23 protein-coding genes are annotated in these 23,539 nt (G+C 70.8%); 16 read left to right on the forward strand and 7 right to left on the reverse strand.

The features are described 5' to 3' along the window. The first annotated feature begins 102 nt into the window (after window positions 1-102). The 7 genes from hemL (at window position 103) to ccsB (ending at window position 8,212) form a co-directional block, all read left to right on the forward strand. Complete coding sequence (hemL, locus tag N7925_RS20615; RefSeq protein ID WP_265603945.1) at window positions 103-1,374, forward strand: glutamate-1-semialdehyde 2,1-aminomutase; 1,272 nt, start codon at window positions 103-105, stop codon at window positions 1,372-1,374. After that, window positions 1,371-2,099 carry a histidine phosphatase family protein gene (locus N7925_RS20620; protein WP_274344741.1) on the forward strand — a complete coding sequence of 243 codons (729 nt, stop codon included), beginning with the start codon at window positions 1,371-1,373 and terminating at the stop codon, window positions 2,097-2,099. Before hemL ends, N7925_RS20620 begins: the two co-directional genes overlap by 4 nt. A 477-nt stretch (window positions 2,100-2,576) precedes the next feature. Further along, on the forward strand, window positions 2,577-3,836 hold the full coding sequence (locus N7925_RS20625) for a hypothetical protein (RefSeq protein ID WP_274344742.1): 1,260 nt from the start codon (window positions 2,577-2,579) through the stop codon (window positions 3,834-3,836). A gap of 67 nt (window positions 3,837-3,903) precedes the next feature. Continuing rightward, entirely contained in the window at window positions 3,904-4,506 is a 603-nt protein-coding gene (locus tag N7925_RS20630) for a TlpA family protein disulfide reductase (protein WP_274344743.1), read from the forward strand. Between the two features lie 4 nt (window positions 4,507-4,510). Beyond that, window positions 4,511-5,293, forward strand: coding sequence for a cytochrome c biogenesis CcdA family protein (locus tag N7925_RS20635; protein ID WP_265600998.1), 783 nt, complete (start codon window positions 4,511-4,513; stop codon window positions 5,291-5,293). A 4-nt stretch (window positions 5,294-5,297) separates the two neighbouring features. Beyond that, a complete protein-coding gene (resB, locus tag N7925_RS20640; protein WP_274344744.1) occupies window positions 5,298-7,130 on the forward strand; it encodes a cytochrome c biogenesis protein ResB in 1,833 nt (610 codons plus the stop codon). After that, window positions 7,127-8,212: a c-type cytochrome biogenesis protein CcsB gene (gene ccsB / locus N7925_RS20645; RefSeq protein WP_274344745.1), complete on the forward strand. Its 1,086-nt coding sequence runs from the start codon at window positions 7,127-7,129 to the stop codon at window positions 8,210-8,212. Before resB ends, ccsB begins: the two co-directional genes overlap by 4 nt. Window positions 8,213-8,275: 63 nt before the next feature. Here ccsB and N7925_RS20650 read toward each other — a convergent pair whose 3' ends face one another. Together N7925_RS20650 and N7925_RS20655 are read right to left on the reverse strand one after the other, a co-directional pair. Further along, the gene (locus tag N7925_RS20650; RefSeq protein ID WP_274344746.1) at window positions 8,276-9,589 is read right to left on the reverse strand and encodes an aldehyde dehydrogenase family protein; all 1,314 of its coding nucleotides are present in this window, start codon (window positions 9,587-9,589) and stop codon (window positions 8,276-8,278) included. Window positions 9,590-9,726: 137 nt separating this feature from the next. Further along, window positions 9,727-10,071, reverse strand: a complete 345-nt coding sequence (locus N7925_RS20655; protein WP_274346509.1) for a PLD nuclease N-terminal domain-containing protein — start codon at window positions 10,069-10,071, stop codon at window positions 9,727-9,729. Between the two features lie 217 nt (window positions 10,072-10,288). Here N7925_RS20655 and N7925_RS20660 point away from each other — a divergent pair, with 217 nt between their 5' ends. Together N7925_RS20660 and mqnP are read left to right on the forward strand one after the other, a co-directional pair. Continuing rightward, window positions 10,289-11,746: a menaquinone biosynthesis decarboxylase gene (locus N7925_RS20660; protein ID WP_265601002.1), complete on the forward strand. Its 1,458-nt coding sequence runs from the start codon at window positions 10,289-10,291 to the stop codon at window positions 11,744-11,746. Beyond that, window positions 11,743-12,663: a menaquinone biosynthesis prenyltransferase MqnP gene (gene mqnP / locus N7925_RS20665; RefSeq protein WP_265601003.1), complete on the forward strand. Its 921-nt coding sequence runs from the start codon at window positions 11,743-11,745 to the stop codon at window positions 12,661-12,663. The genes N7925_RS20660 and mqnP overlap by 4 nt, the downstream gene beginning before the upstream one ends. Window positions 12,664-12,681: 18 nt before the next feature. On the opposite strand, the gene N7925_RS20670 is transcribed toward mqnP, so the two are convergent. Then, window positions 12,682-13,308 carry a rhomboid family intramembrane serine protease gene (locus N7925_RS20670; RefSeq protein ID WP_265603947.1) on the reverse strand — a complete coding sequence of 209 codons (627 nt, stop codon included), beginning with the start codon at window positions 13,306-13,308 and terminating at the stop codon, window positions 12,682-12,684. Window positions 13,309-13,428: 120 nt separating this feature from the next. Between N7925_RS20670 and N7925_RS20675 the strand changes: the two genes are divergently transcribed. Further along, window positions 13,429-14,115, forward strand: coding sequence for a UbiX family flavin prenyltransferase (locus N7925_RS20675; protein WP_265601004.1), 687 nt, complete (start codon window positions 13,429-13,431; stop codon window positions 14,113-14,115). 42 nt (window positions 14,116-14,157) lie between these two features. Here N7925_RS20675 and N7925_RS20680 read toward each other — a convergent pair whose 3' ends face one another. Further along, window positions 14,158-14,304, reverse strand: coding sequence for a hypothetical protein (locus tag N7925_RS20680; protein ID WP_007460445.1), 147 nt, complete (start codon window positions 14,302-14,304; stop codon window positions 14,158-14,160). Window positions 14,305-14,425: 121 nt separating this feature from the next. On the opposite strand from N7925_RS20680, the gene N7925_RS20685 reads away from it, so the two are divergent. From N7925_RS20685 to N7925_RS20705, 5 genes are all read left to right on the forward strand, one after another. Continuing rightward, the gene (locus tag N7925_RS20685) at window positions 14,426-14,881 is read left to right on the forward strand and encodes an Lrp/AsnC family transcriptional regulator (RefSeq protein WP_018961621.1); all 456 of its coding nucleotides are present in this window, start codon (window positions 14,426-14,428) and stop codon (window positions 14,879-14,881) included. Window positions 14,882-14,975: 94 nt separating this feature from the next. After that, a complete protein-coding gene (gene mqnE / locus N7925_RS20690; RefSeq protein ID WP_265603948.1) occupies window positions 14,976-16,139 on the forward strand; it encodes an aminofutalosine synthase MqnE in 1,164 nt (387 codons plus the stop codon). A gap of 117 nt (window positions 16,140-16,256) precedes the next feature. After that, window positions 16,257-16,793, forward strand: a complete 537-nt coding sequence (locus N7925_RS20695; protein ID WP_274344748.1) for a GNAT family N-acetyltransferase — start codon at window positions 16,257-16,259, stop codon at window positions 16,791-16,793. A gap of 110 nt (window positions 16,794-16,903) precedes the next feature. Continuing rightward, window positions 16,904-17,197: a DUF4229 domain-containing protein gene (locus N7925_RS20700; protein WP_265601006.1), complete on the forward strand. Its 294-nt coding sequence runs from the start codon at window positions 16,904-16,906 to the stop codon at window positions 17,195-17,197. Window positions 17,198-17,642: 445 nt separating this feature from the next. Continuing rightward, the gene (locus N7925_RS20705) at window positions 17,643-19,022 is read left to right on the forward strand and encodes a dicarboxylate/amino acid:cation symporter (RefSeq protein WP_265601007.1); all 1,380 of its coding nucleotides are present in this window, start codon (window positions 17,643-17,645) and stop codon (window positions 19,020-19,022) included. 85 nt (window positions 19,023-19,107) lie between these two features. Here N7925_RS20705 and N7925_RS20710 read toward each other — a convergent pair whose 3' ends face one another. Further along, window positions 19,108-20,352, reverse strand: coding sequence for an alpha/beta hydrolase family protein (locus N7925_RS20710; protein ID WP_274344749.1), 1,245 nt, complete (start codon window positions 20,350-20,352; stop codon window positions 19,108-19,110). Window positions 20,353-20,551: 199 nt separating this feature from the next. Between N7925_RS20710 and N7925_RS20715 the strand changes: the two genes are divergently transcribed. Then, window positions 20,552-21,196, forward strand: a complete 645-nt coding sequence (locus N7925_RS20715; RefSeq protein WP_265601009.1) for a TetR/AcrR family transcriptional regulator — start codon at window positions 20,552-20,554, stop codon at window positions 21,194-21,196. Here the strand turns inward: N7925_RS20715 and N7925_RS20720 are convergent. Both N7925_RS20720 and N7925_RS20725 read right to left on the reverse strand, forming a co-directional pair. After that, window positions 21,193-22,119: a MaoC family dehydratase gene (locus tag N7925_RS20720; protein ID WP_274346510.1), complete on the reverse strand. Its 927-nt coding sequence runs from the start codon at window positions 22,117-22,119 to the stop codon at window positions 21,193-21,195. The two genes, N7925_RS20715 and N7925_RS20720, sit on opposite strands and share 4 nt — an antisense overlap. 5 nt (window positions 22,120-22,124) lie before the next feature. Then, complete coding sequence (locus N7925_RS20725) at window positions 22,125-23,447, reverse strand: 3-oxoacyl-ACP reductase (protein ID WP_274344750.1); 1,323 nt, start codon at window positions 23,445-23,447, stop codon at window positions 22,125-22,127. Between the last annotated feature and the right edge of the window lie 92 nt (window positions 23,448-23,539).

Genomic DNA, 23,539 nt, shown 5'->3' on the forward strand with positions numbered 1-23,539 from the left:
TGGCCGAGATTGTCAGTGATTTCCCGGCCCGGCCTCCCGATACCCGAATCGCAGATCAGGACCAAAGTGGCGTATTCATACGAAGCCCCAGTTTCGCAGTCGCTGTTCGACCGGGCGTCCGTCGTGACGCCCGGCGGCGTGAACTCTCCCGTGCGTGCCTTCCAGGCCGTGGGCGGTACGCCCCGGTTCATGGTGTCCGGCACCGGTCCGTACCTCACCGACGCCGACGGCCGCGAGTACGTCGACCTCGTGTGCTCGTGGGGTCCGATGATTCTCGGCCACTCTCACCCCGAGGTCATCGCCGCCGTCCAGGAGGCGGTCTCCCGGGGCACCTCCTTCGGTACGCCGGGTGAGGGCGAGGTCGCGCTCGCCGAGGAGATCGTGGCGCGGATCGACCCCGTCGAGCAGGTGCGCCTGGTCTCCTCCGGCACCGAGGCGACCATGTCGGCGATCCGGCTGGCCCGCGGTTTCACGGGCCGGGCCAAGGTCGTGAAGTTCGCCGGCTGCTACCACGGGCACGTGGACGCGCTGCTGGCCGCCGCCGGGTCGGGCGTGGCCACCTTCGGGCTGCCCGACACCCCGGGCGTCACGGGCGCCACGGCCGGGGACACCATCGTCCTGCCGTACAACGACCTGGACGCGGTGCGCGCCGCCTTCGCCGCGCACCCCGGCGAGATCGCCTGCGTGATCACCGAGGCCTCGCCCGGCAACATGGGCGTCGTCCCGCCGGCGGACGGCTTCAACGCCGGCCTCAAGGAGCTGTGCGCGGCCAACGGCGCGCTGTACATCTCCGACGAGGTCATGACGGGCTTCCGTACGTCGAAGGCCGGCTGGTACGGCGTCGACGGTGTCCGGCCCGACCTGATGACCTTCGGCAAGGTGATGGGCGGCGGCTTCCCCGCGGCGGCCTTCGGCGGTCGCGGCGACGTGATGGCGCACCTGGCCCCGGCCGGCCCGGTCTACCAGGCGGGCACCCTCTCCGGGAACCCGGTCGCCACCGCCGCCGGGCTCGCCCAACTGCGGCTGCTGGACGACGCGGCGTACGCGAAGATCGACGCGGTCTCCGCCGAGCTGCGCTCCCTGGTGGGCGACGCGCTCACCAAGGAGGGCGTGGCGCACACGGTGTCCGCCGCGAGCAACATGTTCTCCGTCTTCTTCACGGACGAGCCCGTCCGGGACTACGACGACGCCAAGAAGCAGGACGTCTTCCGCTTCACCGCGTTCTTCCACGCGATGCTGGAGCGGGGCGTCTACCTGCCGCCCTCGGCGTTCGAGTCCTGGTTCGTCTCCACGGCCCACGACGAGCGGGCGGTCGAGCGCATCGCCGCCGCCCTGCCCGCCGCCGCCCGTGCCGCGGCGGAGGCCACCGCATGAGCGGGGAGGGCGCGGACCACGAGAGCGTCGGCCGCGACGAGCAGCTGACCGTGGTGCACGTGGTCCGCCACGGCGAGGTGCACAACCCGGACGGCGTGCTCTACGGGCGCCGCCCCGGCTACCACCTCTCCGACCTGGGCCGGAAGATGGCCGACCGGGTCGCCGACCACCTGGCGAAGCGCGACATCACCCATGTCGTGGCCTCTCCGCTGGAGCGCGCCCAGGAGACGGCCGCGCCCGTGGCCAAGGCGCACGGCCTGGATCTCGCCACCGACGCCCGGCTGATCGAGGCGGCCAACATCTTCGAGGGCAAGACCTTCGGCGTCGGCGACGGCGCGCTGCGCAAGCCGGACAACTGGAAGCACCTCACCAATCCGTTCAAGCCGTCCTGGGGCGAGCCGTACATCGAGCAGGTCGTCCGGATGATGGGCGCGCTCGACGCAGCCCGGGACGCGGCGCGCGGCCACGAGGCGGTCTGTGTCAGCCATCAGCTGCCGATCTGGATCCTGCGCTCCTTCGTCGAGCGCCGCCGTCTGTGGCACGACCCGCGCAAGCGGCAGTGCACGCTGGCCTCGCTGACGAGCTTCACCTACCGGGGCGACCGGATCGTCTCGGTCGGCTACTCGGAGCCGGCCCGCGACCTGGTGCCCGTGCACCTGCTGGCCGGAGCCAAGCCGGTGAAGGGGAAGGCCGCGAAGGGTCAGTCCAAGGCGTTCGGCGCGTAGTCCGACGCCACGGGACGAGTTGCACGGAACGTACGGGACCGGCTGCCGCGCACCGCGGCGGGCGGTCCCGTCCCCATTTTCCGCACCACCCATTTTTCCGCACCACACCCATAGGGCGGCCGACGGGCGGCCTATGGGTGTGGTGCTCCGCGCCCGCGCATGAGTTCGACAATCCAGGGAAGCCGATGCGTCGGCGTCGGCCGGTGACCCCGGAACCGGTCGGTGATCCGTCGGCCGACGGCAGAACTGCGGAGGGCCACTCCCACGTCCCCCCATCAGGGTTGCCCGTAAGCGTGTGCGAGCGTCGTATGGACGTCGCGCCCGGATCGGTCGGTCGGGCGGACGCTCGGTCGGCCGGGTGCCAGGTAAAGCGTAAAGAAAGTCCCCAAATGCACGGAACCGACGTGTTACGCGCCCCATCTAACTCTTCAGCAGTTTGTATGAGCTTGAGATAAAACGACCGCAGATGGGGACGGTATGCGCGAGATCAATCGAAGGGGCCTGCTCGGGGCGGGGCTCGGCGCCGCAGCCGCGATCGGCCTCGCCGGCTGTGGCGCCGCGGACTCCTCCGGCGAAGGAGGGCCCGGCCGGGGCGGCCAAGGCGACACCGACACCGGCAACGGCAGCGGCAGCGGAAACGGCGCGCCGAAGAACAAGGTCCGGCTGATCGGTGACGGCTCGACCGCCGACACCGGCAAACAGCCCAACCAACCGCAGGCACCCGCCCCGCTCGAACCGGGCCAGAAGCCGCCGCAGTTCGTGATCTTTTCCTGGGACGGCGCGGGCGAGGTCGGCAACGGGCTCTTCTCGCGTTTTCTCGAACTGGCCAAGGAGCACGACGCGGCCATGACGTTCTTCCTCTCCGGCATCTATCTGCTGCCCGAGTCGAAGAAATCCCTCTACCGTCCGCCGAACAACCCCCGCGGCGCCTCCGACATCGGCTATCTCACCGACGATCACGTCAAGGACACACTGAAGTACGTGCGCCAGGCGTGGCTGGACGGCCATGAGATCGGCACCCACTTCAACGGGCATTTCTGCGGTGGTTCCGGATCCGTCGAGCGCTGGACGCCCGCCCAATGGCACAGCGAGATCAATCAGGCTGTGTCCTTCGTCACGGAATGGCGGACGAACACCGGCTGGGAGAACGAGGATCCGCTTCCGTTCGACTATCGCAAGGAACTGATCGGCGGCCGCACGCCCTGTCTGCTCGGCCAGGACAATCTTCTGCCGACCGCGAGCAAACTGGGCTGGCGCTACGACGCCAGCTCGCCGGGCGGCCGTCAGATCTGGCCCGTGAAGCGCGGCGGCGTCTGGGATCTGCCGCTGCAGGCGATGCCGTTCCCCGGGCACTCCTTCGAGGTGCTCTCGATGGACTACAACATCCTCGCCAATCAGTCGCAGAATTCGACGAAGGGCATGCCCTCGCGTTATCCGGGCTGGCGCACCCAGGCGACCGGCGCGTATCTCGCCGGTTTCCAGCGCGCGTACGAGTCCAATCGCGCACCGTTCTCCATCGGCAACCACTTCGAGGAGTGGAACGGCGGCATCTATATGGACGCCGTGGAAGAAGTGATCAAGAAGGTGGCGGACAAGGACGACGTGCGCCTCGTCTCGTTCCGGCAGTACGTCGACTGGCTCGACGCACAAGACCCCGCCGTGCTCGCCAAGCTCCGGACACTGGACGTCGGACAGGCGCCCGCCGGCGGCTGGAACTCCTTCTTTAAACAGGCCTGACAAGGGGCTTTACGGGCACTGAGGGGGGCGCGGGGGAGCCCGGAATCCGCCATGCGAAACTTTTCACATGAGCTTTGGCCGCGCGTCCCGACGCCGCTTCACCCTGCTCGCCGCCACCGCTGTGGCCGGTGCCCTGACGCTGTCCGCGTGCAGCGGCGGCAACAAGGCCGGAGGCGGAGGCAACACCAACTTCATCACCGGCAGCGGGGGCGTCTCCACCGTCGCGAAGGGTGACCGGGTGGCGGCGCCGAAGCTCGACGGTGAGGGTCTGGACGGCAAGCCGCTCGACCTCGCCGACTACCAGGGCAAGGTCGTCGTCCTCAATGTCTGGGGCTCCTGGTGCGGCCCCTGCCGCCTGGAGGCGAAGTACTTCGCCCAGGTCTCGAAGGAGACGGCGGACCAGGGCGTCCAGTTCGTCGGGATAAACACCCGCGACGCCCAGCGGGACGCGGCGATCAACTTCGAGAAGGATTACGGGGTCGAGTACCCGAGCTTCTACGACCCGATCGGCAAGCTCATCCTCCGCTTCCCCAAAGGCACCCTGAACCCGCAGGCCATCCCGTCCACCGTGGTCATCGACCGGGACGGGAAGATCGCGGCCCGCACGCTCCAGGCGCTCGACGCGGACGAGCTGCGCAAGATGATCGACCCGATCATCGCGGAGAAGTGATCCGGTGATCCCGCTCGCCGCCCACCACGAGACCGTCACGCTGGCCGCGTACAACGACACCGTCCTGACCGGGGCGCTGCTGGTCGCCCTGCCGCTCGCCCTGCTGGCCGGTCTCATCTCCTTCTTCTCGCCCTGCGTCCTGCCGCTCGTACCCGGCTATCTGAGTTACGTCACCGGGGTCAGCGGCACGGACCTCGCCGAGGCGCGCCGAGGCCGGGTGGTGGCGGGCGCCTCGCTGTTCGTCCTCGGCTTCACCGTGGTGTTCGCCTCCACCGGCGCGCTCTTCGGCTACTTCGGCCAAGAGCTTCAGGCGCACTCCGAGGTGCTCAACAAGGTCCTGGGCGTGTTGATGATCGCCATGGGCGTCTTCTTCATGGGGCTCGTGCCGGGGGTGACGATGCGCGAGTTCCGCATCCACAAGCGGCCGGCGGCCGGACTGGCCGGTGCGCCGCTGCTCGGCGCGCTCTTCGGGATCGGCTGGACGCCGTGCATCGGCCCGACCCTCGCCTCCGTACTCGCTCTGTCGACCGACAGTGCCACCGCCGGACGCGGCGCGATACTGACCGTCGCGTACTGTCTCGGTCTCGGTGTCCCGTTCGTCCTCGCAGCAGTCGCCTTCCGTAAGGCGCTCGGCGCGTTCGGCTGGGTCAAGCGCCACTACGCATGGGTGATGCGGATCGGCGGCGGCATGATGATCGTGACCGGAATCCTGCTGCTGACCGGTGTGTGGGCCACGCTCATGCAGCACATGCAGAGCTGGTCCAGCGGCTTCGTTGTAGGGATCTGAGTTCATGAGCAAGTCGAACAGCACGGAGACGCGGCAGCGCGAGGCCGAGCGCGACCAGGGCTCCGCCCACGGCGCGGCGGGCGAACAGCTCTCCACCGCGCCCCGCGAGGAGCGCCCCGACACCGGGGCGGGCGTACCCGCGATGAGCGTGATCGGCTGGGTGCGCTGGTTCTGGCGTCAGCTCACCTCGATGCGGGTGGCGCTGATCCTGCTCTTCCTGCTCTCCCTCGGGGCCGTCCCGGGGTCGCTGATCCCGCAGACCAGCGTCGACGACATGAAGGTGCAGGCCTTCAAGGAACAGCACACCACCCTCACCCCGATCTACGAGAAGCTCCAGCTCTTCGACGTCTACAGCTCGGTGTGGTTCTCCGCGATCTACATCCTGCTGTTCGTCTCGCTCATCGGCTGCATCGTGCCGCGCACCGGCCAGTTCGTGGGCCAGCTGCGCAGCCGCCCGCCGGGCGCGCCGAAGCGGCTGACCCGGCTGCCCGCGTACACCACGTGGCGCACGGAGGCCGAGCCCGAGGAGGTCCGTGAGGCGGCCCTCGCCGTCCTGCGCAAGCGGCGCTTCCGGGCGCACGTGGTGGGCGACGCGGTCGCCGCCGAGAAGGGCTACCTCCGCGAGGCCGGGAACCTGGTCTTCCACATCGCCCTGATCGTGATGCTGGTGGCCTTCGCCTCCGGGCAGCTCTTCAAGTCGGAGGGCGGCAAGCTGATCGTCGAGGGCGACGGCTTCTCCAACACGCTCACCCAGTACGACGACTTCACGTCGGGCTCGCTCTACGACTCCGACTCGCTGGCCCCGTTCAGCTTCGTGCTCGACGACTTCGTCGGTACGTACGAGAGGAGCGGCCTGCAGCGCGGCACCCCGCGGACCTTCGAGGCCCGGGTGACCTACAGCGAGGGGGCCGACGGCGCGGAGCGCAAGGACGTCATCAAGGTCAACGAGCCGCTCGTCGTGGACGGCACCAAGGTCTATCTGATCGCCCACGGCTACGCCCCCGTCGTCACCGTCCGGGACGGTGAGGGGAAGGTCGTCTCACGGTCCGCGGTCCCGCTGCTGCCGATCGACAACAACATCACCTCGTCCGGCGCCATCAAGGTGATGGACGGCTACAAGGACAAGAACGGCGAGAAGACCCAGCTGGGCTTCAAGGCCTTCTTCGTGCCGACCTTCGCGGGCAAGGGCAAGGAGCAGATGCTCTCGCAGTTCCCCGGCCTGGACTTCCCCGTGCTGGCGCTCAGCGCCTACCAGGGCTCCCTGGGCGTCGACTCCGGGCTGGCGCAGAACGTCTACCAGCTCGACACGTCCAAGATGAAGGAGTTCAAGGACGAGGACGGCGAGCTCCTCAAGAAGCTGATGATGCCGGGCGAGAAGCTGGACCTGCCCGACGGCGCCGGATCCATCACCTTCGAGGGCACCGAGGAGTGGGCCAGCTTCCAGATCTCGCAGCAGCCGGGCAACGGCTGGGCGCTCGGCGGCTCCGTCGCCGCCATCGCCGGTCTCGCCGGCTCGCTGTTCATTCAGCGCCGCCGCGTGTGGGTGCGGGCGGTCCGGGGCGCCGACGGCGTCACGGTCGTGGAGATGGCGGGCCTGGGCCGCAGCGAGTCCGCGAAGCTCCCCGGGGAACTGGGCGATCTGTCGGCCGCCCTGGTCACCACGGCGCCCGCCGCGGCAGAGGCCCCGGACACGCCGGAGAAACCGGATGCACCCACCTCGCCGGACGGGCCCGGCGCGACCGACGCCACGACCGACCCCACGACCGATGCCACGAACGAGGCCGGGAGCCGGCCCGTACATCCTGCCGAAGCACCTGCCGAAGGGGCTGAGAAGTGAATCTCGCCGCCGCAACCAACGAGAGCCTGGCGAACACCAGCAATGTGCTGATCTATTCGTCGATGGCCGTCTACACCCTGGCCTTCTTCGCGCACATCGCGGAGTGGGTGCTCGGCAGCCGCAGCAAGGTCGGCCGCACCGCCGCCGCGCTGTCCGCCTCCGGAGCGGGCGCCTCCGCCTCCGCCGCCACCGGGGGGAAGGCGCGCGCCGGTGGCACGGCCGTGCTGGACCGCCCCGAGGTCATCACCCGTTCCGCCACCGGTACGCGTGACGTGCCCGACGGCCCGGGTGCGGCCGGCGGCACGTTCAAGGGCGACCTGTGGGGCCGGATCGCGGTCTCGCTGACCGTGGTGGCGTTCCTCGTCGAGGCGAGCGGCGTCGCCACCCGCGCCCTGTCGGTGCAGCGGGCCCCCTGGGCCAACATGTACGAGTTCTCCATCACCTTCTCCACGGTGGCGGTCGGCTCCTACCTGGTGCTGCTCGCACTGAAGAAGAACGTCCGCTGGATCGGCCTCCCGCTGGTCACCACCGTCCTGCTGGACCTCGGCATCGCGGTCACGACGCTCTACACCGACAGCGACCAGCTGGTGCCCGCGCTGCACTCGTACTGGCTGTGGATCCACGTCTCGACCGCCATCATCTGCGGCGCCGTCTTCTACCTCGGCGCGGTCGGCACGGTCCTCTACCTCTTCCGCGACAACTACGAGAGCAAGCTCGCCTCCGGCGGCACGCCCGGCAAGTTCGCCACCTCGGTCATGGAGCGGCTGCCCTCGGCGTCCTCGCTGGACAAGTTCTCGTACCGGATCAACGCGGCCGTCTTCCCGCTGTGGACGTTCACGATCATCGCCGGCGCGATCTGGGCGGGCGACGCCTGGGGCCGGTACTGGGGCTGGGACCCCAAGGAGGTCTGGTCCTTCATCACCTGGGTCGCCTACGCCGCCTATCTGCACGCCCGCGCCACCGCCGGCTGGAAGGGCCGCAAGGCCGCCTACCTGGCGCTCGTCGCGTTCGCCTGCTGGCTGTTCAACTACTACGGCGTGAACATCTTCGTCTCCGGCCTGCACTCCTACGCGGGGGTCTGAGCCAGGACACCACCACGGCGGCCCCGGACGGATTCCCCGTCCGGGGCCGCCGCCTGTGCCGGGTCAGCCCAGCGGGGTGTCCAGGACCGCCTTGCGGTGGCTGAACGTCTCCAGGGAGTACGGCCCGTGGTAGCTGCCCATGCCGCTCTCGCCGACCCCGCCGAACGGCAGGTCCGAGACGGTGAGATGGGCCAGCGGCAGGCCGATGCCGACCGCTCCCGAGGACGTCTCGGCCAGCAGCCGCTCCCGTACGGTGTCGGATTCGGTGAACGCGTACAGCGCCAGCGGCTTGTCCCGGTCGTTGATGAAGCCGATCGCCTCGTCCAGGCCGTCCACCGTGACCAGCGGCAGGATCGGCCCGAAGATCTCCTCGCCCATCACCGGCGCGTCCGGGGCGACGTCGGCCAGCACGGTCGGCGCGATGTACTTCGTCGCCCGGTCGTGGACGCCTCCCGCCACCGTCCGGCCGGAGTCCAGCAGCCCGGTCAGCCGGTCGAAGTGGCGCTCGTTCACGATCCTCCCGTACTCGGGGTGGTCCGCCGGGTCCGCGCCGAACCGCTTCTCCACCGCGCCCGCCAGCGCGTCCGCGAGGGCCGGCGCGGTCTCCGGGTCGGTCAGGACGTAGTCGGGGGCCACACAGGTCTGCCCGGCGTTGAGGAACTTCCCCGAGACCAGCCGGTCGGCCACCGCCGCCAGGTCCGTGCCCCGGTCGACGAAGGCCGGGGACTTGCCGCCCAGCTCCAGGGTGACGGGCGTCAGATGCTTCGCCGCGGCGGCCATCACGATCCGGCCGACCGTCCCGTTGCCGGTGTAGAAGATGTGGTCGAACCGCTGCTCCAGCAGGGCCGTCGTCTCCTCGACCGCGCCCTCGACGACCGCGACCGCCTCGCGGTCCAGGTAGCGCGGCAGCAGCCGGGCCACGGCGGCGGAGGTCGCGGGCGCCAGCTCGCTGGGTTTGGCCACCACGCAGTTCCCGGCCGCGAGCGCGCCGACGACCGGGGCGAGCAGTAGCTGCACCGGGTAGTTCCACGGCGCGATGACCAGGACGACGCCGAGCGGCTCCAGCACGGTACGTGCCTCGGCGCCGGTGGGGGCGAGGTGCGGCGGTACGGGGGCGGGCTCGGGGCGCAGCCAGTCGGCCAGGTGCTCCAGCGTGTGGTCGATCTCCCGCACCGTGAAGTCGATCTCGGTGCGGTACGCCTCCTTGCGGCCCTTGCCGAGATCGGCGTGCAGCGCGTCCGCGAGATCGTCACCGTGCTCGGTGAGGAGGGTGCGCAGCCGCTCCAGTTGGTCCGTGCGCCAGGCGAGGTCCTTGGTGCGACCGGTGCGGAAGGAGGCCCGGAGGCGGGCGACGAGTTCGGCGGGAGTTTCGGACATGTGGGGGGCTCCTCAGGGGTGGGCGGCGCGGGGCGGGCCCGCGCTGCTGCTACCCCTCCGAGGATGGCCGACGACGCCCCCACGACGTGCCCACCGCGCCGGTCGGAAAGATCACCCCGGCGGGCCGGAATACCCGGTCAGGACGTGGGCGGGGTCTTGTCGTCGGGGCCCGTACCGCCGTCGCGGCGGCCCCGCTCCTCCTCGGCGTCCTTGTCGTCCTTGAGCGACTTGAGGAAGTCCGGGTTGTCGTCCGGGGCCACCCACTGCTGCCGCCCGCGCCGCTGCCAGGAAGCGGGTCCCGTGCCCCCGGTCCTGGTGTGGCGCTTCTTGCCGGCGACGAGCCACACGACCGGGCCGACGACCCAGAACAGCAGGATGATGAAGACCCAGGCGATCTTCGGCAGATGCTTGGTGTCCTCCTCCGTGGTGTTCAGGCAGTCGATGAACGCGTAGATCGTCAGAGCCAGCGGGACGATGAACATCAGGGCTCTCATGGTGCGTCCCCCAGGAAGCGGCGGCGGGCGGGATGAAGCCCGGTGTCGCGGCCAGGGTACCGGCTCGGCATGAAGGAACCGGGGCCCGGAGGCGGACCCGGTTCCTTCATGCCGGCGCGTGCGCGGACGGTCGGCGGAGTTTCGGCGCGCGGCGCGGGGGGAGCCCCGGCGGGGCCCCGGGGGCGGGGATGACAAACTGGACCGCATGGCTTACGACGATCTTCGCTCCCTGCTCCGGGCTCTTGAGCGCGATGGTGATCTCAAGCGCGTCAAGGCCGAGGTCGACCCCCACCTGGAGGTCGGCGAGATCGTCGACCGGGTCAACAAGGCGGGCGGGCCCGCCCTGCTGTTCGAGAACGTCAAGGGCTCCTCGATGCCCCTGGCCATGAACGTCTTCGGTACTGACCGGCGCCTCCTGAAGGCCCTCGGACTGAAGTCGTACAGCGACATCAGCGACAAGATCGGCGGACTCCTCAGGCCGGAGCTGCCGCAGGGCTTCGTCGGGGTGCGGGAGGCCTTCGGGAAGCTCGGCTCGATGGTGCACGTGCCGCCGAAGAAGGTGAAGTCCGGCGACGCGCCGGTGCAGGAAGTGGTGCTGACCGGCGACGACGTCGACCTGGACCAGCTGCCCGCGCTCTTCACCTGGCCCGAGGACGGCGGCTCCTTCTTCAACCTCGGCCTCACCCACACCAAGCACCCCGAGAACGGCGTCCGGAACCTGGGCCTCTACCGGCTCCAGCGGCACGACAAGCGCACCATCGGGATGCACTGGCAGATCCACAAGGACAGCGCCAACCACTACCAGGTCGCAGCGAGGCGCGGAGAGCGGCTGCCCGTCGCCATCGCCTTCGGCTGCCCGCCCGCCGTGACGTACGCCTCCACCGCACCGCTGCCCGGGGACATCGACGAGTACCTCTTCGCCGGGTTCGTCCAGGGCAAGCGGATCGAGATGGTCGACTGCAAGACCGTGCCGCTCCAGGTCCCCGCGCAGGCGGAGGTCGTCATCGAGGGCTGGCTGGAGCCGGGCGAGATGCTCCCCGAGGGCCCGTTCGGGGACCACACCGGCTTCTACACCCCGCAGGAACCGTTCCCCGCACTGACCATCGACTGCGTCACCATGCGCAAGCGGCCGCTGCTCCAGTCCATCGTGGTGGGCCGCCCGCCGACCGAGGACGGACCGCTGGGCCGGGCCACGGAACGTTTCTTCCTGCCGCTGCTGAAGATCATCGTGCCGGACATCGTGGACTACCACCTCCCCGAGGCGGGCGGCTTCCACAACTGCGCGATCGTCTCGATCGACAAGAAGTACCCGAAGCACGCCCAGAAGGTGATGAGCGCGATCTGGGGCGCGCACATGATGTCGCTGACCAAGCTGATCGTGGTGGTCGACTCCGACTGCGACGTCCACGATCTGCACGAGGTCGCCTGGCGGGCGCTCGGCAACACCGACTACGCCCGCGACCTCACGGTCACCGAGGGGCCGGTCGACCACCTGGACCACGCCTCGTACCAGCAGTTCTGGGGCGGCAAGGCGGGCATCGACGCCACCAGGAAGCTGCCCACCGAGGGCTACACCCGGGACGGCGGCTGGCCGGAGATGGTCGTCTCCGACCCGGAGACGGCGGCGAAGGTCGACCGTCGCTGGAAGGAATACGGGCTGTGAGCAGTACGGCGGAAGCGGCGTCCGTTCCCGGGCCCGCGCCTTCGGACAGCAAGGTGAAGGCGTTCCTGCGGCTCGTGATGATCGAGCACTCGGTCTTCGCGCTGCCGTTCGCGTACATCGCCGCGCTGACCGCGATGTTCCTGCTGGACGGCTCCATCCACTGGGGCACGCTGCTGCTCGTCACGCTGGCGATGGTGGGGCTGCGGACGTTCGCGATGGCCGCCAACCGGATCATCGACCGGGAGATCGACGCCCGGAACCCGCGCACCGCCGGCCGTGAGCTGGTGACCGGCGCGGTGTCGGTGAAGTCCGCGTGGACCGGTGCGCTGGTCGCGCTGGTCGTCTTCCTGGGCGCGGCGGCCCTGCTCAATCCGCTGTGCCTGGCGCTCGCGCCGCTGGCCGTCGTGCCGATGGTGGTCTATCCGTACGGCAAGCGGTTCACGAACTTCCCGCACGCCATCCTGGGCCTCGCCCAGGCCATCGGACCGGTCGGCGCCTGGCTCGCGGTGACCGGCAGCTGGTCGTGGGACGCGGTGATCCTCGGGCTGGCCGTGGGGATATGGATCGGCGGTTTCGACCTGATCTTCGCCTGCCAGGATGTTCAGGCGGACCGGGCCCACGGGGTGCTGTCCTTCCCGGCGCGGTTCGGGATCCCGGCGGCGCTGTGGGGCGCGCGGGTGTGCCACGCGGTCACGACCGGGCTGCTGGTCTGGTTCGGTCTGGCCACGGACGCCGAGGTCTTCTACTGGATCGGCATGGCGATCGTCGCGGTGGCGTTCGTCTACGAGCACCGGGTGGTGCGGCCGCACGACCTGTCCCGGCTGAACCGGGCGTTCTTCTCGGTGAACGGCTTCATCGGCATCGCGCTGTTCGCCTGCGCGCTGCTCGACCTGCTGGTGCGCGGCCTCACCCCGTAGGGCCCGTCGCCAGGCCCCTCAGACCGTGACCAGGTTGTCCGGTGCGCGGCGCGGGCGGCGGAAGAGGAAGGCCGCCGCCACCCCGCCGGCCAGCCCGAACAGGTGACCCTGCCAGCTGACGCCCGAGTCGGTCGGCAGGACGCCCCACAGCAGCGAGCCGTAGACCACGGCGACGCCGACGCCTATGAGGACGTCCCAGGGGCGGCGGTCCACGAAGCCGCGGACCAGCAGATAGCCGAGCAGCCCGAAGACCACGCCGGACGCGCCGAGCGTGATCGTGTTCGCCGGGGCGGTCAGCCAGACGCCGACGCCGCTGACCAGGATGATCGTCACGATGACGGCGGCGAACCGGCGCAGCCCGGCGAGGGCGGCGATGAAGCCGAGGACCAGCAGCGGGACGCTGTTGGATGCCAGGTGCTCCCAGCCGCTGTGGAGGAACGCGGCGGGCACGACGTCCCGCAGCTCCGCCGCCTCGCGGGGGGTGATGCCGTAGGTGTCCAGGGCGTTGCCCGTGGCGGTGTCGATTCCTTCGAGGATCCAGAGCAGGGCCACCCAGCCCGCCATCAGGAGCCCGGCGGTCAGGGCCCGCGCACCGCCGGTGGCGCCGTTGCCCGTGGTGCGGTCGGTGGTCCAGTAGTCGCCCATGGTCTGCCCCTGCTCCGGGTTGCCCGTCACCCGGTGAACGTCTGCGGCGCCCGCCCGGTTCCGGGTGCCGGGCGCGAGGGCGTGCCGGATAGGCTCGCGGTTGTGGAATCCAGGACTTCAGTGACTCATCAGCAGCGGCGGCCTTGGATTGTCGGGGTGTCGGGTGCTTCGGGTACCCCGTTCGCGGCCGCCGTTCTGCGCGGGCTGCTGGCGGCCGGCGAGAGCGTGGACCTGGTGGTGAGCCGGGCCTCGCGGCTCACGCTGCTGGACGAGACCGGTATCGCGTTCCGGGACGGTCACTGGCGGGAGGATCTGCGGACCTGGCTGGAGCGGGGGGCCGACGGGAAGCCGGACGCGTTCGCGGTCGGGGGCGCGGAGCTGGAGAGCGTACGTCATTGGCCCGCCGGTGATCTGGCGGCCGGGCCGTCCTCCGGGTCGTACCCGGCGAAGGGGATGCTCATCGTGCCGGCCTCGACGGCCTGTGTGGCCGGAGTGGCGCTCGGTCTGTCGAAGGATCTGCTCCAGCGGGCCGCGAGCGTGACGCTCAAGGAGCGCCGCCCGCTCGTCGTGGCGGTGCGCGAGACTCCGCTGAGCGGTCAGACGCTGAAGCAGATGGTGGCCCTGGACGAGGCGGGCGCGATCGTGCTGCCCGCCTCTCCGGCGTTCTACGCGGGTGCGACGCATATCCAGGATCTGGTGGATTTCGTCGCAGGGCGGGTGCTGGACGCGGGAGGCGTGCCGCACCGGCTCTACCGCCGTTGGGAAGGAGAGCTCGGTGGCGGTTCCCGAGACCCTCAGGACCGATAGGCCCAGGTCAGTACCGATAGACCCTGGTCAGTCGGGTCCTGGTCAGCGCTTCTTGTGCGCGCGCGGGGTGCGGGTCTTGTCGACGCGGTGCGCGGCGGCGGGCTGATGGGCACGCGAGCGGTTGGCCAGGTCCTGCAGCTCGCGCATCCGGGCGTAGGCCATCTCGATCGTGTACACGGTGAAGTTCACTCCTGAAGATTCGAAAGCGTTTCTTGGATGTTCTAGAAGATTTGTAGGACATCAGCCCTACGTGCCTTAGATTCTACACGTAAACTCGCGGTACTGCTGAACAATGGAAGGTTTCAGTCATATGGACGCGGTGGACAGGCAGCTCATCCAGGCCCTCAGGGAGAACGGCAGGGCCTCGTACGCCGAGCTGGGACGGCTCGTGGGGCTCTCCGGGCCCAGCGTCACCGACCGCATCAACCGGCTGGAAACCGCTGGTGTCATCACCGGCTACCGCGCCACCGTCGACTCCGCGTCACTGGGACTCGGCGTGACCGCGCTGATCGGGATCTCGCTCTCGGACGCGGCCGACCACGAGGACGTGGCGCGCCGGCTGAAGGACCTCGCGGAGATCGAGGACTGCTGGTTCATCGCGGGCGACGACTCGTACATGCTGAAGGTCCGGGTCGGCGACGTGGACGGGCTGGAGAAGACGATCCGCCGCCTCAGCGGTACGAAGGGCGTCTCCCGGACGCGTACGACGATCGTGCTCTCCACCAAGTGGGAGAACCGGGTCGGAGAACTCCCCGAAGAGGCGTAGGCGCGGAGCGCCGTAGAGGGGGCACCTCCCGCCCGAAGGGTGGGGGAGTACGGTTGGTCGGAGTCTGATACACGGAGATATGGGAGGCGCCCTAGTGGACGCGGGACTCAAGCGCGAGCTGGAGGAGAAGGTCCGGGCCGGCGAGCGGCTGACCCGCGAGGACGGGATCGCCCTCTACGCCTCCGACGACCTGGCGTGGCTCGGCGGGCTGGCGCACGAGGTGCGCACGCGCAAGAACGGCGACGTGGTGCACTTCAACGTCAACCGGCACCTCAACATGACCAACGTGTGCACCGCCTCGTGCGCGTACTGCTCGTTCCAGCGCAAGCCGGGCGAGAAGGACGCGTACACGATGCGCATCGAGGAGGCCGTCCGCCTCGCCAAGGCGATGGAGGGCGAGAGCCTCACCGAGCTGCACATCGTCAACGGACTCCACCCGACGCTGCCGTGGCGCTACTACCCGCGCTCGCTCAGCGCGCTGAAGGAAGCCCTCCCGGACGTCGCGCTGAAGGCGTTCACGGCGACGGAGATCCACCACTTCGAGACGATCTCCGGCCTCTCGGCCTCCGAGATCCTCGACGAGCTGATCGAGGCCGGTCTCGAATCGCTGACCGGCGGCGGCGCGGAGATCTTCGACTGGGAGGTCCGTCAGCACATCGTCGACCACCGCACCCACTGGGAGGACTGGTCGCGCATCCACCGCCTCGCGCACGAGAAGGGGCTCAAGACCCCCGCGACGATGCTGTACGGGCACATCGAGGAGCCCCGTCACCGCGTCGACCACGTGCTGCGGCTGCGGGAGATGCAGGACGAGACCGGCGGCTTCCAGGTCTTCATCCCGCTGCGCTACCAGCACGACTTCGTGGACATGAAGGACGGCAAGGTCCGCAACAAGCTCCAGGCCCGTACCACGATGGCGACCGGCGCCGAGGCGCTGAAGACCTTCGCGGTCTCCCGGCTGCTCTTCGACAACGTGCCGCACGTCAAGGTGTTCTGGGTGATGCACGGTGTGCAGACCGCCCAGCTCGCGCTGCAGCACGGTGCGGACGACATGGACGGCTCGGTCGTCGAGTACAAGATCACGCACGACGCCGACGACTTCGGAACCCCGAACAAGCTCGGCCGCGAGGACCTGCTGGACCTGATCCGCGACGCCGGCTTCCGGCCGGTCGAGCGGAACACCCGGTACGAGATCCTGCGCGAGTACCCCGGTCCCGAGGCGGACCGGCGCGAGTCGCCGCAGCCGATGCGCGTCTGACACCCGCCCGGTTCGACCCCGCACCGAACGAGAGCCCCGGCCGCCGTCCCCGGCCGGGGCTTTCTCGCGTTTCGGACAAGGTTGAGCCGCGCGATCCGTAATGGTTACCCTGCCCCTATGGCGCTTACTTTCGAGTTGGATCCCTCATTCACCCCTGCCCTGCGCGGCGGCATCACCGCCCTCTGGGCCGATGTCACCAACGCGGGCGGGGCGGTGGGTTTCGTCGCACCCGTCACGGCCGAGGAGGTGCGGCCCGATCTGCTCAAGCACCTGGTCGCCATCGAGCAGGGCCGCACCCGGCTCCTCGTCGGCCGCGACGAGGACGGCACCGTCGCCGCCACCGCCTTCCTCGCCCTCAATGACCACCGGCTGCTGCGGCACTGGCTGTGGCTCTACACGGTCATGGTCCACCCCCGCCTCCAGGGCAAGGGGTACGGCCGCGACCTCATGGCCGCCACCGCCGACGCCGCCCGCTCCATCGAGGGCATCGAGGCGATCCGCCTCACCTGCCGGGGCGGCACCGGCGCCGACCGCTTCTACGCCGCCTGCGGATACAAGGAGGTCGGACGGGTGCCGGACGCGATCCGGGTCGCCCCCGGCGACGACCGGGACGACATCGTCATGCTGCTGCCGCTGGGCCCGAAGGCCGCTTGACCGAGGGCTCGCGGCGGCCCGGCAACCCCCTGAACCGAGAGAATTCGGGCCATGCTTCACTGGACGGGCAGAAGCGTGTCGAGAGTCCATGGGAAGAGAGAGGGCCAGCCGTGTCCGCTGCCAAGCCGAGCGCGTTGATCCGTTATACGGCGTTGCGCCTGCTGATCTTCGTCGGCTGCTTCCTCGCCGCCGGTGTCGCCGTCCACTTCGGGCTGGTGCCCGCAGGGCTCGGGGGCTCCAACGCGGTCTGGGTGATCCTCCTCGGTCTCCTCCTCTCCGCCCCGCTCAGCTACGTGCTGCTGCGCAAGCAGCGCGACGAGATGTCCGAGCAGATCGTCTCCACCGTCGACCGCACCAAGGCGCGCCTCGACGCCAACCGCACCCGCGAGGACGCGGTCCAGTAGCACCTGTAGCCGCCACGTAAGCTTCCTCACACACGCGCGCCGCGCGCACCCCTTCTCCGCCGGACCCCGGGCGGGAGCCAACAGGCTCCAGCACCGGGGTCCGCGGCGTTCTCCGCCGTTCTGCGCCGCTTTCCAGCCATTCCCGCCCGGCGGACCTCCACCCGGAAGCCAAAGAAAGGCTTTGAGGTTCCCAAAGTTCAAGTGTTAACGTATTCGACGTGAAGACAGCTGTGCGCCTCCGTCATGCCGCGAGCATCCCGCTCGTGGCGCGCCTGCATGTCGACCTCTGCCGCTGTATGTCCGCGGTCTGTTGCCGCGAGGTCTGATACGGCATCATGCAGCGGCGCCGCCCCCGACGCGGGCGCCGCGACCCCGTCCCCGTTCCACCGCACGACCGCACGGTTGCCTCCGTGTGTCCCGATGCGTCCCCCGTTGGAGTGTGTCCGTGTCCGCGAACCCCGCGTCCGCCGCCCCCGAGGCCGAGCAGCCCACCGGCTCCGGCCCCGGCTTCCGTATACCCAGGGTGCCGTTCTGGGCCCAGATCGTCGCCGGTCTCGTCCTCGGCGTGCTGCTCGGCTGGCTGGCCCGCAGCCAGGACCTCGGCTGGCTCGTCACCACCCTCGACGAAATCGGCTCGCTCTTCGTCCAGCTGCTGAAGCTGGCCGTCGCCCCGCTGGTCTTCTTCGCGATCCTCGTGTCGATCACCAACCTGCGCCAGGTCAACAACGCCGCCCGGCTCGCGACCCGCACCCTGCTCTGGTTCATGATCACCTCGCTGATCGCGGTCGCCATCGGCCTCGCGATCGGCCTGATCACCAACCCGGGCTCCGGCACCGGCCTCACGCCGAAGGACGGCGCGCTCTCCGAGACCAAGGGCAGCTGGATCGACTTCCTGACCGGCATCGTCCCGGACAACGTGATCACGCCGTTCACCGAGCTGAACGTGCTCCAGATCGTGTTCATGGCCGCCGTCGCCGGTATCGCCGCCCTCAAGCTGGGTGACAAGGCCAAGCCGATCCTCACCCTCAGCCAGTCGATCCTGGAGCTGCTCCAGAAGGCCCTGTGGTGGGTCATCCGCCTCGCCCCGATCGGCACCGTCGGCCTCATCGGCTACGCCATCGCCGACTACGGCTGGGACCTCATCGGCAAGTACGCGACGTTCACCGCCGACGTCTACATCGGCTGCGCCCTGGTGATGTTCGGCGTCTACCCGCTGCTCCTGGCCACGGTCGCCAAGGTCAGCCCGCTCCAGTTCTACAAGGGCGCCTGGCCCGCGATCCAGCTCGCCTTCGTCTCCCGCTCCTCGGTCGGCACCATGCCGGTCACCCAGCGGGTCACCGAGCGCCTCGGCGTTCCGAAGGAGTACGCCTCCTTCGCCGTCCCGTTCGGCGCGACCACGAAGATGGACGGCTGCGCCGCGATCTACCCGGCGCTCGCCGCGATCTTCATCGCGCAGATCTTCGACGTGCAGCTGGGCATCGGCGACTACCTCCTGATCGCCTTCGTCTCGGTGATCGGCTCGGCCGCCACCGCCGGTCTCACCGGCGCGACGGTCATGCTGACCCTCACCCTGTCCACGCTGGGCCTCCCGCTGGAGGGCGTCGGCCTGCTGATGGCCATCGACCCGATCCTGGACATGATGCGCACCGCCACCAACGTGGCCGGCCAGGCGCTGGTCCCGGTGATCGTCTCGGCCCGGGAGAAGATCCTCGACCACGACGCCTACAACTCGGCCTCGCCCTCCCCGCTCGACGCCTTCGGTGACAGCGACCAGGACGAGGTCCGCGACGCGGAGCCCAAGAGCGCGGTGCCCGTCACCGCCTAGCGCCTCTCGGCCCCGGCAGTCCTGACAGCGCCCTCGGACCACGTAAGGAACGTGGTCCGAGGGCGCTGTCATGTTCCGCGTACGGTCAGGGGCGCTGGAAGAGCACCTCGGGGTTGTCCGGGGTCGGGCCGTGCAGCAGCCGGGACGGCCGGCCGCGCAGGCTCCGGTCGAGGAAGGCCGTCACATAGCTCCGGGTGATCGTGGTCGAGCGGGCGGCGGAGAGCGGCGCGTCCGGGTCCTCGATGCCGAGCTGCTCACCGATCCCGGGGATGTCCGTGAAGGTGAAGTGCCCGGAGTCCCGCACCGTCAGCCACCGCTTGAAGCCGTCCAACCGGGCCCAGGCGTCGTCCCAGGACTCGTCGGCGCCGGGGCCGTGCCCGGGGTCGGTGCCCAGCATCAGGAACGGCCGCCCGCCCAGTCCCCGGACGGGGGCCGGGTCGAAGAACGTGCCGTCCAGGTTGACCCCCGCGTCCACCCGGCGGTCGGCGGCCATCGTGGAGGAGGCCGCGTTGCCCCCGATGGAGTGGCCCGCCATGCCCACCCGGTGCGGGTCGATCGTCCGGGCGTGCCGCCACGCCGGGTCCGGGCCGGTCAGCCGGTCCAGCAGGAACGAGAAGTCGGCGGCCCGCCCGGTGGATACGGCGGCCAGGACCTTTTGCCGCGCGGCCTGGTCGGGTTGCGCGTCCACCGTGCCGCAGGCCGCACACGTGAGGACCCGCCCGTCGGGCAGTTGCGTACCGGTCGATTCGTACGGATGGTCCGCGGTCGCCACGACGTAGCCCCGGCTCGCCAGCTCCTCCGCGAGCCCGGTCAGCGTGGCCCGGGGCGTGCCGAAGCCGGGGGAGAGCAGGACCAGCGGGAAGCGTCCCGGGGCCGGGCGGGCCGCCGTACGTGCATGGGTGCCGGTGGCGCTGACCCGCTCGGCCGGTACGACGTCCTCGAGGCCGCGCTGCACGAGCATCAGCCGCGCCTCTTCGTCCGTCATGTACGGGGCCGGGTCGCCGCCGGTGCCGGGGCGGGCCGGGTAGTTCAGCGACACCAGCAATCGGCGCGGCCCGGCGGCCGGCACCCACGGGTCCGGGCGGGCGTGGTCGGTCAGGAACAGGGTGTCGCGGCCGGTGGCGTACCGGCCGGTGGGCGGGGGAAGCGTCGGCGGGGACGGCTCGGCCCGGTCGCCGGGGCCGGCGGAGGCGGGGGGTAAGGCGGTGGCCGGCGTCGGGCCGGACGCCGAGGCGGGGGCGGCCGGGGCCAGGGCGGCCAGGGCGGTCAGGGCGAGCGCCGCGGCGGTCGCGGCGACCCCGGCCGGTGCGTTGCGAAGGGAGATCGTCATGACCGCAACGCTAGGGAGGTGACCGGACGGGCACATCGGACGCCGGGTGGACCCCCTGTCGGACCACGGGATGACCCCTCTCCTCCGCCGGTCGCACCGGGCCGTCCCCGCCGCCGGTGACCGCTCGCCACGCCGCGGGGCCGCGCGCCGCCGTACCCTGGGGCGGGAGCAGGGCAGTGGGGGCGGGGAGGATCCGGACGTGGGTGCAGTGAAGAGCAAACGGATGCCGCGCGCCGTGCGCGAGCAGCAGATGATGGACGCCGCGGTGCGGACCTTCGGGCAGCGCGGCTACCGGGCCGCCTCGATGGACGAGATCGCGGAGCTGGCGGGCGTGTCCAAGCCGTTGGTCTACCTGTACCTGAATTCCAAGGAAGAGCTGTTCTCCGCCTGCATCCGTCGCGAGGCGAACGCCCTGCTGGAGGCGGTGCGCGCCGGGGTGGAGCCGGGGCTGCCCGCCGACGGCCAACTGTGGGCGGGGCTGCGGGCGTTCTTCCTCCACACCGCCGAGAATCCGGACGGCTGGTCGGTCCTGCACCGCCAGGCGCGTTCGCACGGGGAGCCGTTCGTCAGCGAGCTCGGGGGCATGCGGGACGAGATCGTCGCGTTCGTGACGGGCCTGATCGGGGCCGCCGCCCGCGAGGCGCACAGCGACCCCGCACTCGCGGACCGGGACGTGGCGGGGCTCGCGCAGGCGCTGGTGGGCGCCGCGGAGTCGCTGGCGGGCTGGGCCAACGACACCCCGGACGTCTCGGCGAAGGAGGCCGCGGCGACCCTCATGAACTTCGCCTGGGCGGGCCTGGGGAACCTGATGCACGCCCGGCCGTGGCAGCCCCCGGCCGCTTAGGAAGCCTCCCGGCTCACCGACCCCACGAGGTGCGCGCGCCCGTCGGGGCCGCGCAGTTCGAAGGCGTTCCCGGTGGCGTCGGCCGCGTACGTCACGGTGGCGGGCAGTAGGACGGGGGCTCTGAACTCGGCTCGAACGAAGCGGAGTTCGGAAGCGTCCCCGGCCTCGGCCAGGCAGCGGGCGACCGTCCACATGCCGTGCGCGATGGCCCGGGGGAAGCCGAACAGCCGGGCGGTCAGCGGGTGCAGATGGATCGGGTTGCGGTCTCCGGAGACGGCTCCGTACCGCCGCCCCAGATCGCCGGGCAGTCGCCATTCGGCGCGGGCGGGCAGGGCGTCGGCGGCCGGTGGGGCGGCGGTGACGGGGCCTTGCACGGCTGTCGCCCGGCGCTGCGCCCCGCCCGGTATCGTTCGGCCCGCCGGAGCGTTGCCCGCCGGAGCGTTGCCCTCCGGAGCGTTGCCCGGCGGCGTCTGCCGGTGGCGGGACAGATAGCCGCTGCGCGACTCCCAGACCAGCTCCCCGCCCACTCGCGCCTCGGTCGCCACCGTGACCTCGGTGCCCCGCCGGTGCGGCAGCAACTCCTCTGCGTACACCGCTAGTTCGAGCGCTTCGGTGGGCGCCACGGGCCGGTGCGGGGTGATCTCGATCCAGGTGTGGACGAGCCCGAGCACCGGCAGCGGGAAGGCGCGCCCGGTCATCAGCCGCATGGTCAGCGGGAAGGCCAGGACATGCGGGTACGTGAGCGGCAGCGGCCCGGACTCCGGGAACCCGCAGGTCCCCCGGTACGCGGCGAGGGGGCCGGGCGTGACGGGCGCGGCCGGGCGGGTGAGGCGGCCGGGGGGCAGCGTGGCGTCCGGCCGTCCGGCGCGCTTGAACGGGGAGGTGAGGGCCCCGCGCGCGAGTGAGGCGGTGAGGGAGGTCATCGGGCTCACGCCCCCAGCAGGCTCTGGCCGCAGACGCGCACCACCTGGCCGTTGACGGCGCCGGAGTCGGGCTGGGCGAACCAGGCGACGGCCTCGGCGACGTCGGCCGGAAGCCCGCCCTGGGAGAGGGAGTTCATGCGGCGGCCCGCCTCCCGGATGAGGAAGGGCACGGCGGCGGTCATCCTCGTCTCGATGAAGCCGGGGGCGACCGCGTTGACGGTGACGCCGTGCTCGGCGGCGGCGCGCGGGCCGAGTGAGCGGACGAGGCCGATGATGCCCGCCTTGCTGGCCGCGTAGTTGGTCTGGCCGCCGTTGCCCGCGATGCCCGCGATGGAGGCGGTGGCGACGATCCGGCCGCCCCGGTTCAGGGAGCCCGAGGCCAGGAGTTCGTCGGTGGTGCGGAGCACGCTGTCGAGGTTGACCTCGATGACCTGGGCCCAGCGTTCGGCCGGCATGTTGGCCAGGCGGCGGTCGCGGGTGATGCCCGCGTTGTGGACGAGGACGTCGAGCCCGTCCGGTGCGGCGGCGGCGATGCGGGCCGCGGCGTCGGGGGCGGTGATGTCCAGCGGCAGCGCGGTGGCCCCGAGCCGGTCGGCGGTGCGCACCAGGTCGTCCTGGGCCCCGGGGACGTCGAGCACGATCACGTGTGCCCCGTCGCGGGCGAGCACCGAGGCGACGGACGCGCCGATGCCCCGTGCCGCGCCGGTGACCAGGGCGGTACGGCCGGCGAGCGGGGCCGACCGGTCGGACCGGGGGCCGGGGGCGGCGGCGGTCAGCTCGATCACCTGGCCGCTGACGTACGCGGAGCGGGGGGAGAGGAGGAAGCGGAGGGTGGACTCGGCGGCTTCCGGAGCCGCGTCGGCCGGGAGCCGCACGAGCTGGACCGTGGCGCCCCGCCCGACCTCCTTGCCCAGCGACCGGACGAAACCCTCCAACGCCTGCTGGGCAGCGGCCTGGTGGTGGTCCTCTACGGTCGGCGGCGTGCCGAGGACGACGATCCGGCCACCGGGAGCCGGCGACCGTACGACGGGATGGAGGGCGGCGTGCACCTCGGCGAGTCCCCGGGCGGAGGTGACCCCCGTGGCGTCCAGGACGATCCCGGCGGGCCGCGCCGCCCGTGTCTCGACGGTGAGGCCGGTCGTGGCCAGCACCTTCGCCAGGCCGCCCCCCATCGCCGAGGTTCCGGCGGTCAGGTGCAGCAGCGGCCCGTCCAGGCGCGGCGTCTCCAGGGTCCAGCGGCGCAGCGGTGCGGGCTGCGGCAGGCCGAGCCGCCGGGTGAGGAAGCGGCCGGGTGCTGTGCCGGTGAGGTGCAGATAGCGATCGGCCATTGTCCTGACTCCCTGCTCGGTCGTAGATTTACTCCTGAGTAAGGTTACTTAAGAGTCAGGAGCTGGTCGAGATGCACCATCCCGGACCGACC

It is taken from the genome of Streptomyces sp. CA-278952 (assembly GCF_028747205.1).
In the GTDB taxonomy this organism is placed as follows: domain Bacteria; phylum Actinomycetota; class Actinomycetes; order Streptomycetales; family Streptomycetaceae; genus Streptomyces.

Bases quoted from the DNA above. Each gene is read 5' to 3' on its own strand.
- N7925_RS20620 (WP_274344741.1), top strand. From the start codon at position 1,371: ATGAGCGGGGAGGGCGCGGACCACGAGAGCGTCGGCCGCGACGAGCAG.
- N7925_RS20625 (WP_274344742.1), top strand. From the start codon at position 2,577: ATGCGCGAGATCAATCGAAGGGGCCTGCTCGGGGCGGGGCTCGGCGCC.
- N7925_RS20630 (WP_274344743.1), top strand. From the start codon at position 3,904: ATGAGCTTTGGCCGCGCGTCCCGACGCCGCTTCACCCTGCTCGCCGCC.
- resB (WP_274344744.1), top strand. From the start codon at position 5,298: ATGAGCAAGTCGAACAGCACGGAGACGCGGCAGCGCGAGGCCGAGCGC.
- N7925_RS20650 (WP_274344746.1), bottom strand. From the start codon at position 9,589: ATGTCCGAAACTCCCGCCGAACTCGTCGCCCGCCTCCGGGCCTCCTTC.
- N7925_RS20655 (WP_274346509.1), bottom strand. From the start codon at position 10,071: ATGTTCATCGTCCCGCTGGCTCTGACGATCTACGCGTTCATCGACTGC.
- N7925_RS20660 (WP_265601002.1), top strand. From the start codon at position 10,289: ATGGCTTACGACGATCTTCGCTCCCTGCTCCGGGCTCTTGAGCGCGAT.
- N7925_RS20670 (WP_265603947.1), bottom strand. From the start codon at position 13,308: ATGGGCGACTACTGGACCACCGACCGCACCACGGGCAACGGCGCCACC.
- N7925_RS20685 (WP_018961621.1), top strand. From the start codon at position 14,426: ATGGACGCGGTGGACAGGCAGCTCATCCAGGCCCTCAGGGAGAACGGC.
- N7925_RS20695 (WP_274344748.1), top strand. From the start codon at position 16,257: ATGGCGCTTACTTTCGAGTTGGATCCCTCATTCACCCCTGCCCTGCGC.
- N7925_RS20710 (WP_274344749.1), bottom strand. From the start codon at position 20,352: ATGACGATCTCCCTTCGCAACGCACCGGCCGGGGTCGCCGCGACCGCC.
- N7925_RS20720 (WP_274346510.1), bottom strand. From the start codon at position 22,119: ATGACCTCCCTCACCGCCTCACTCGCGCGCGGGGCCCTCACCTCCCCG.
- N7925_RS20725 (WP_274344750.1), bottom strand. From the start codon at position 23,447: ATGGCCGATCGCTATCTGCACCTCACCGGCACAGCACCCGGCCGCTTC.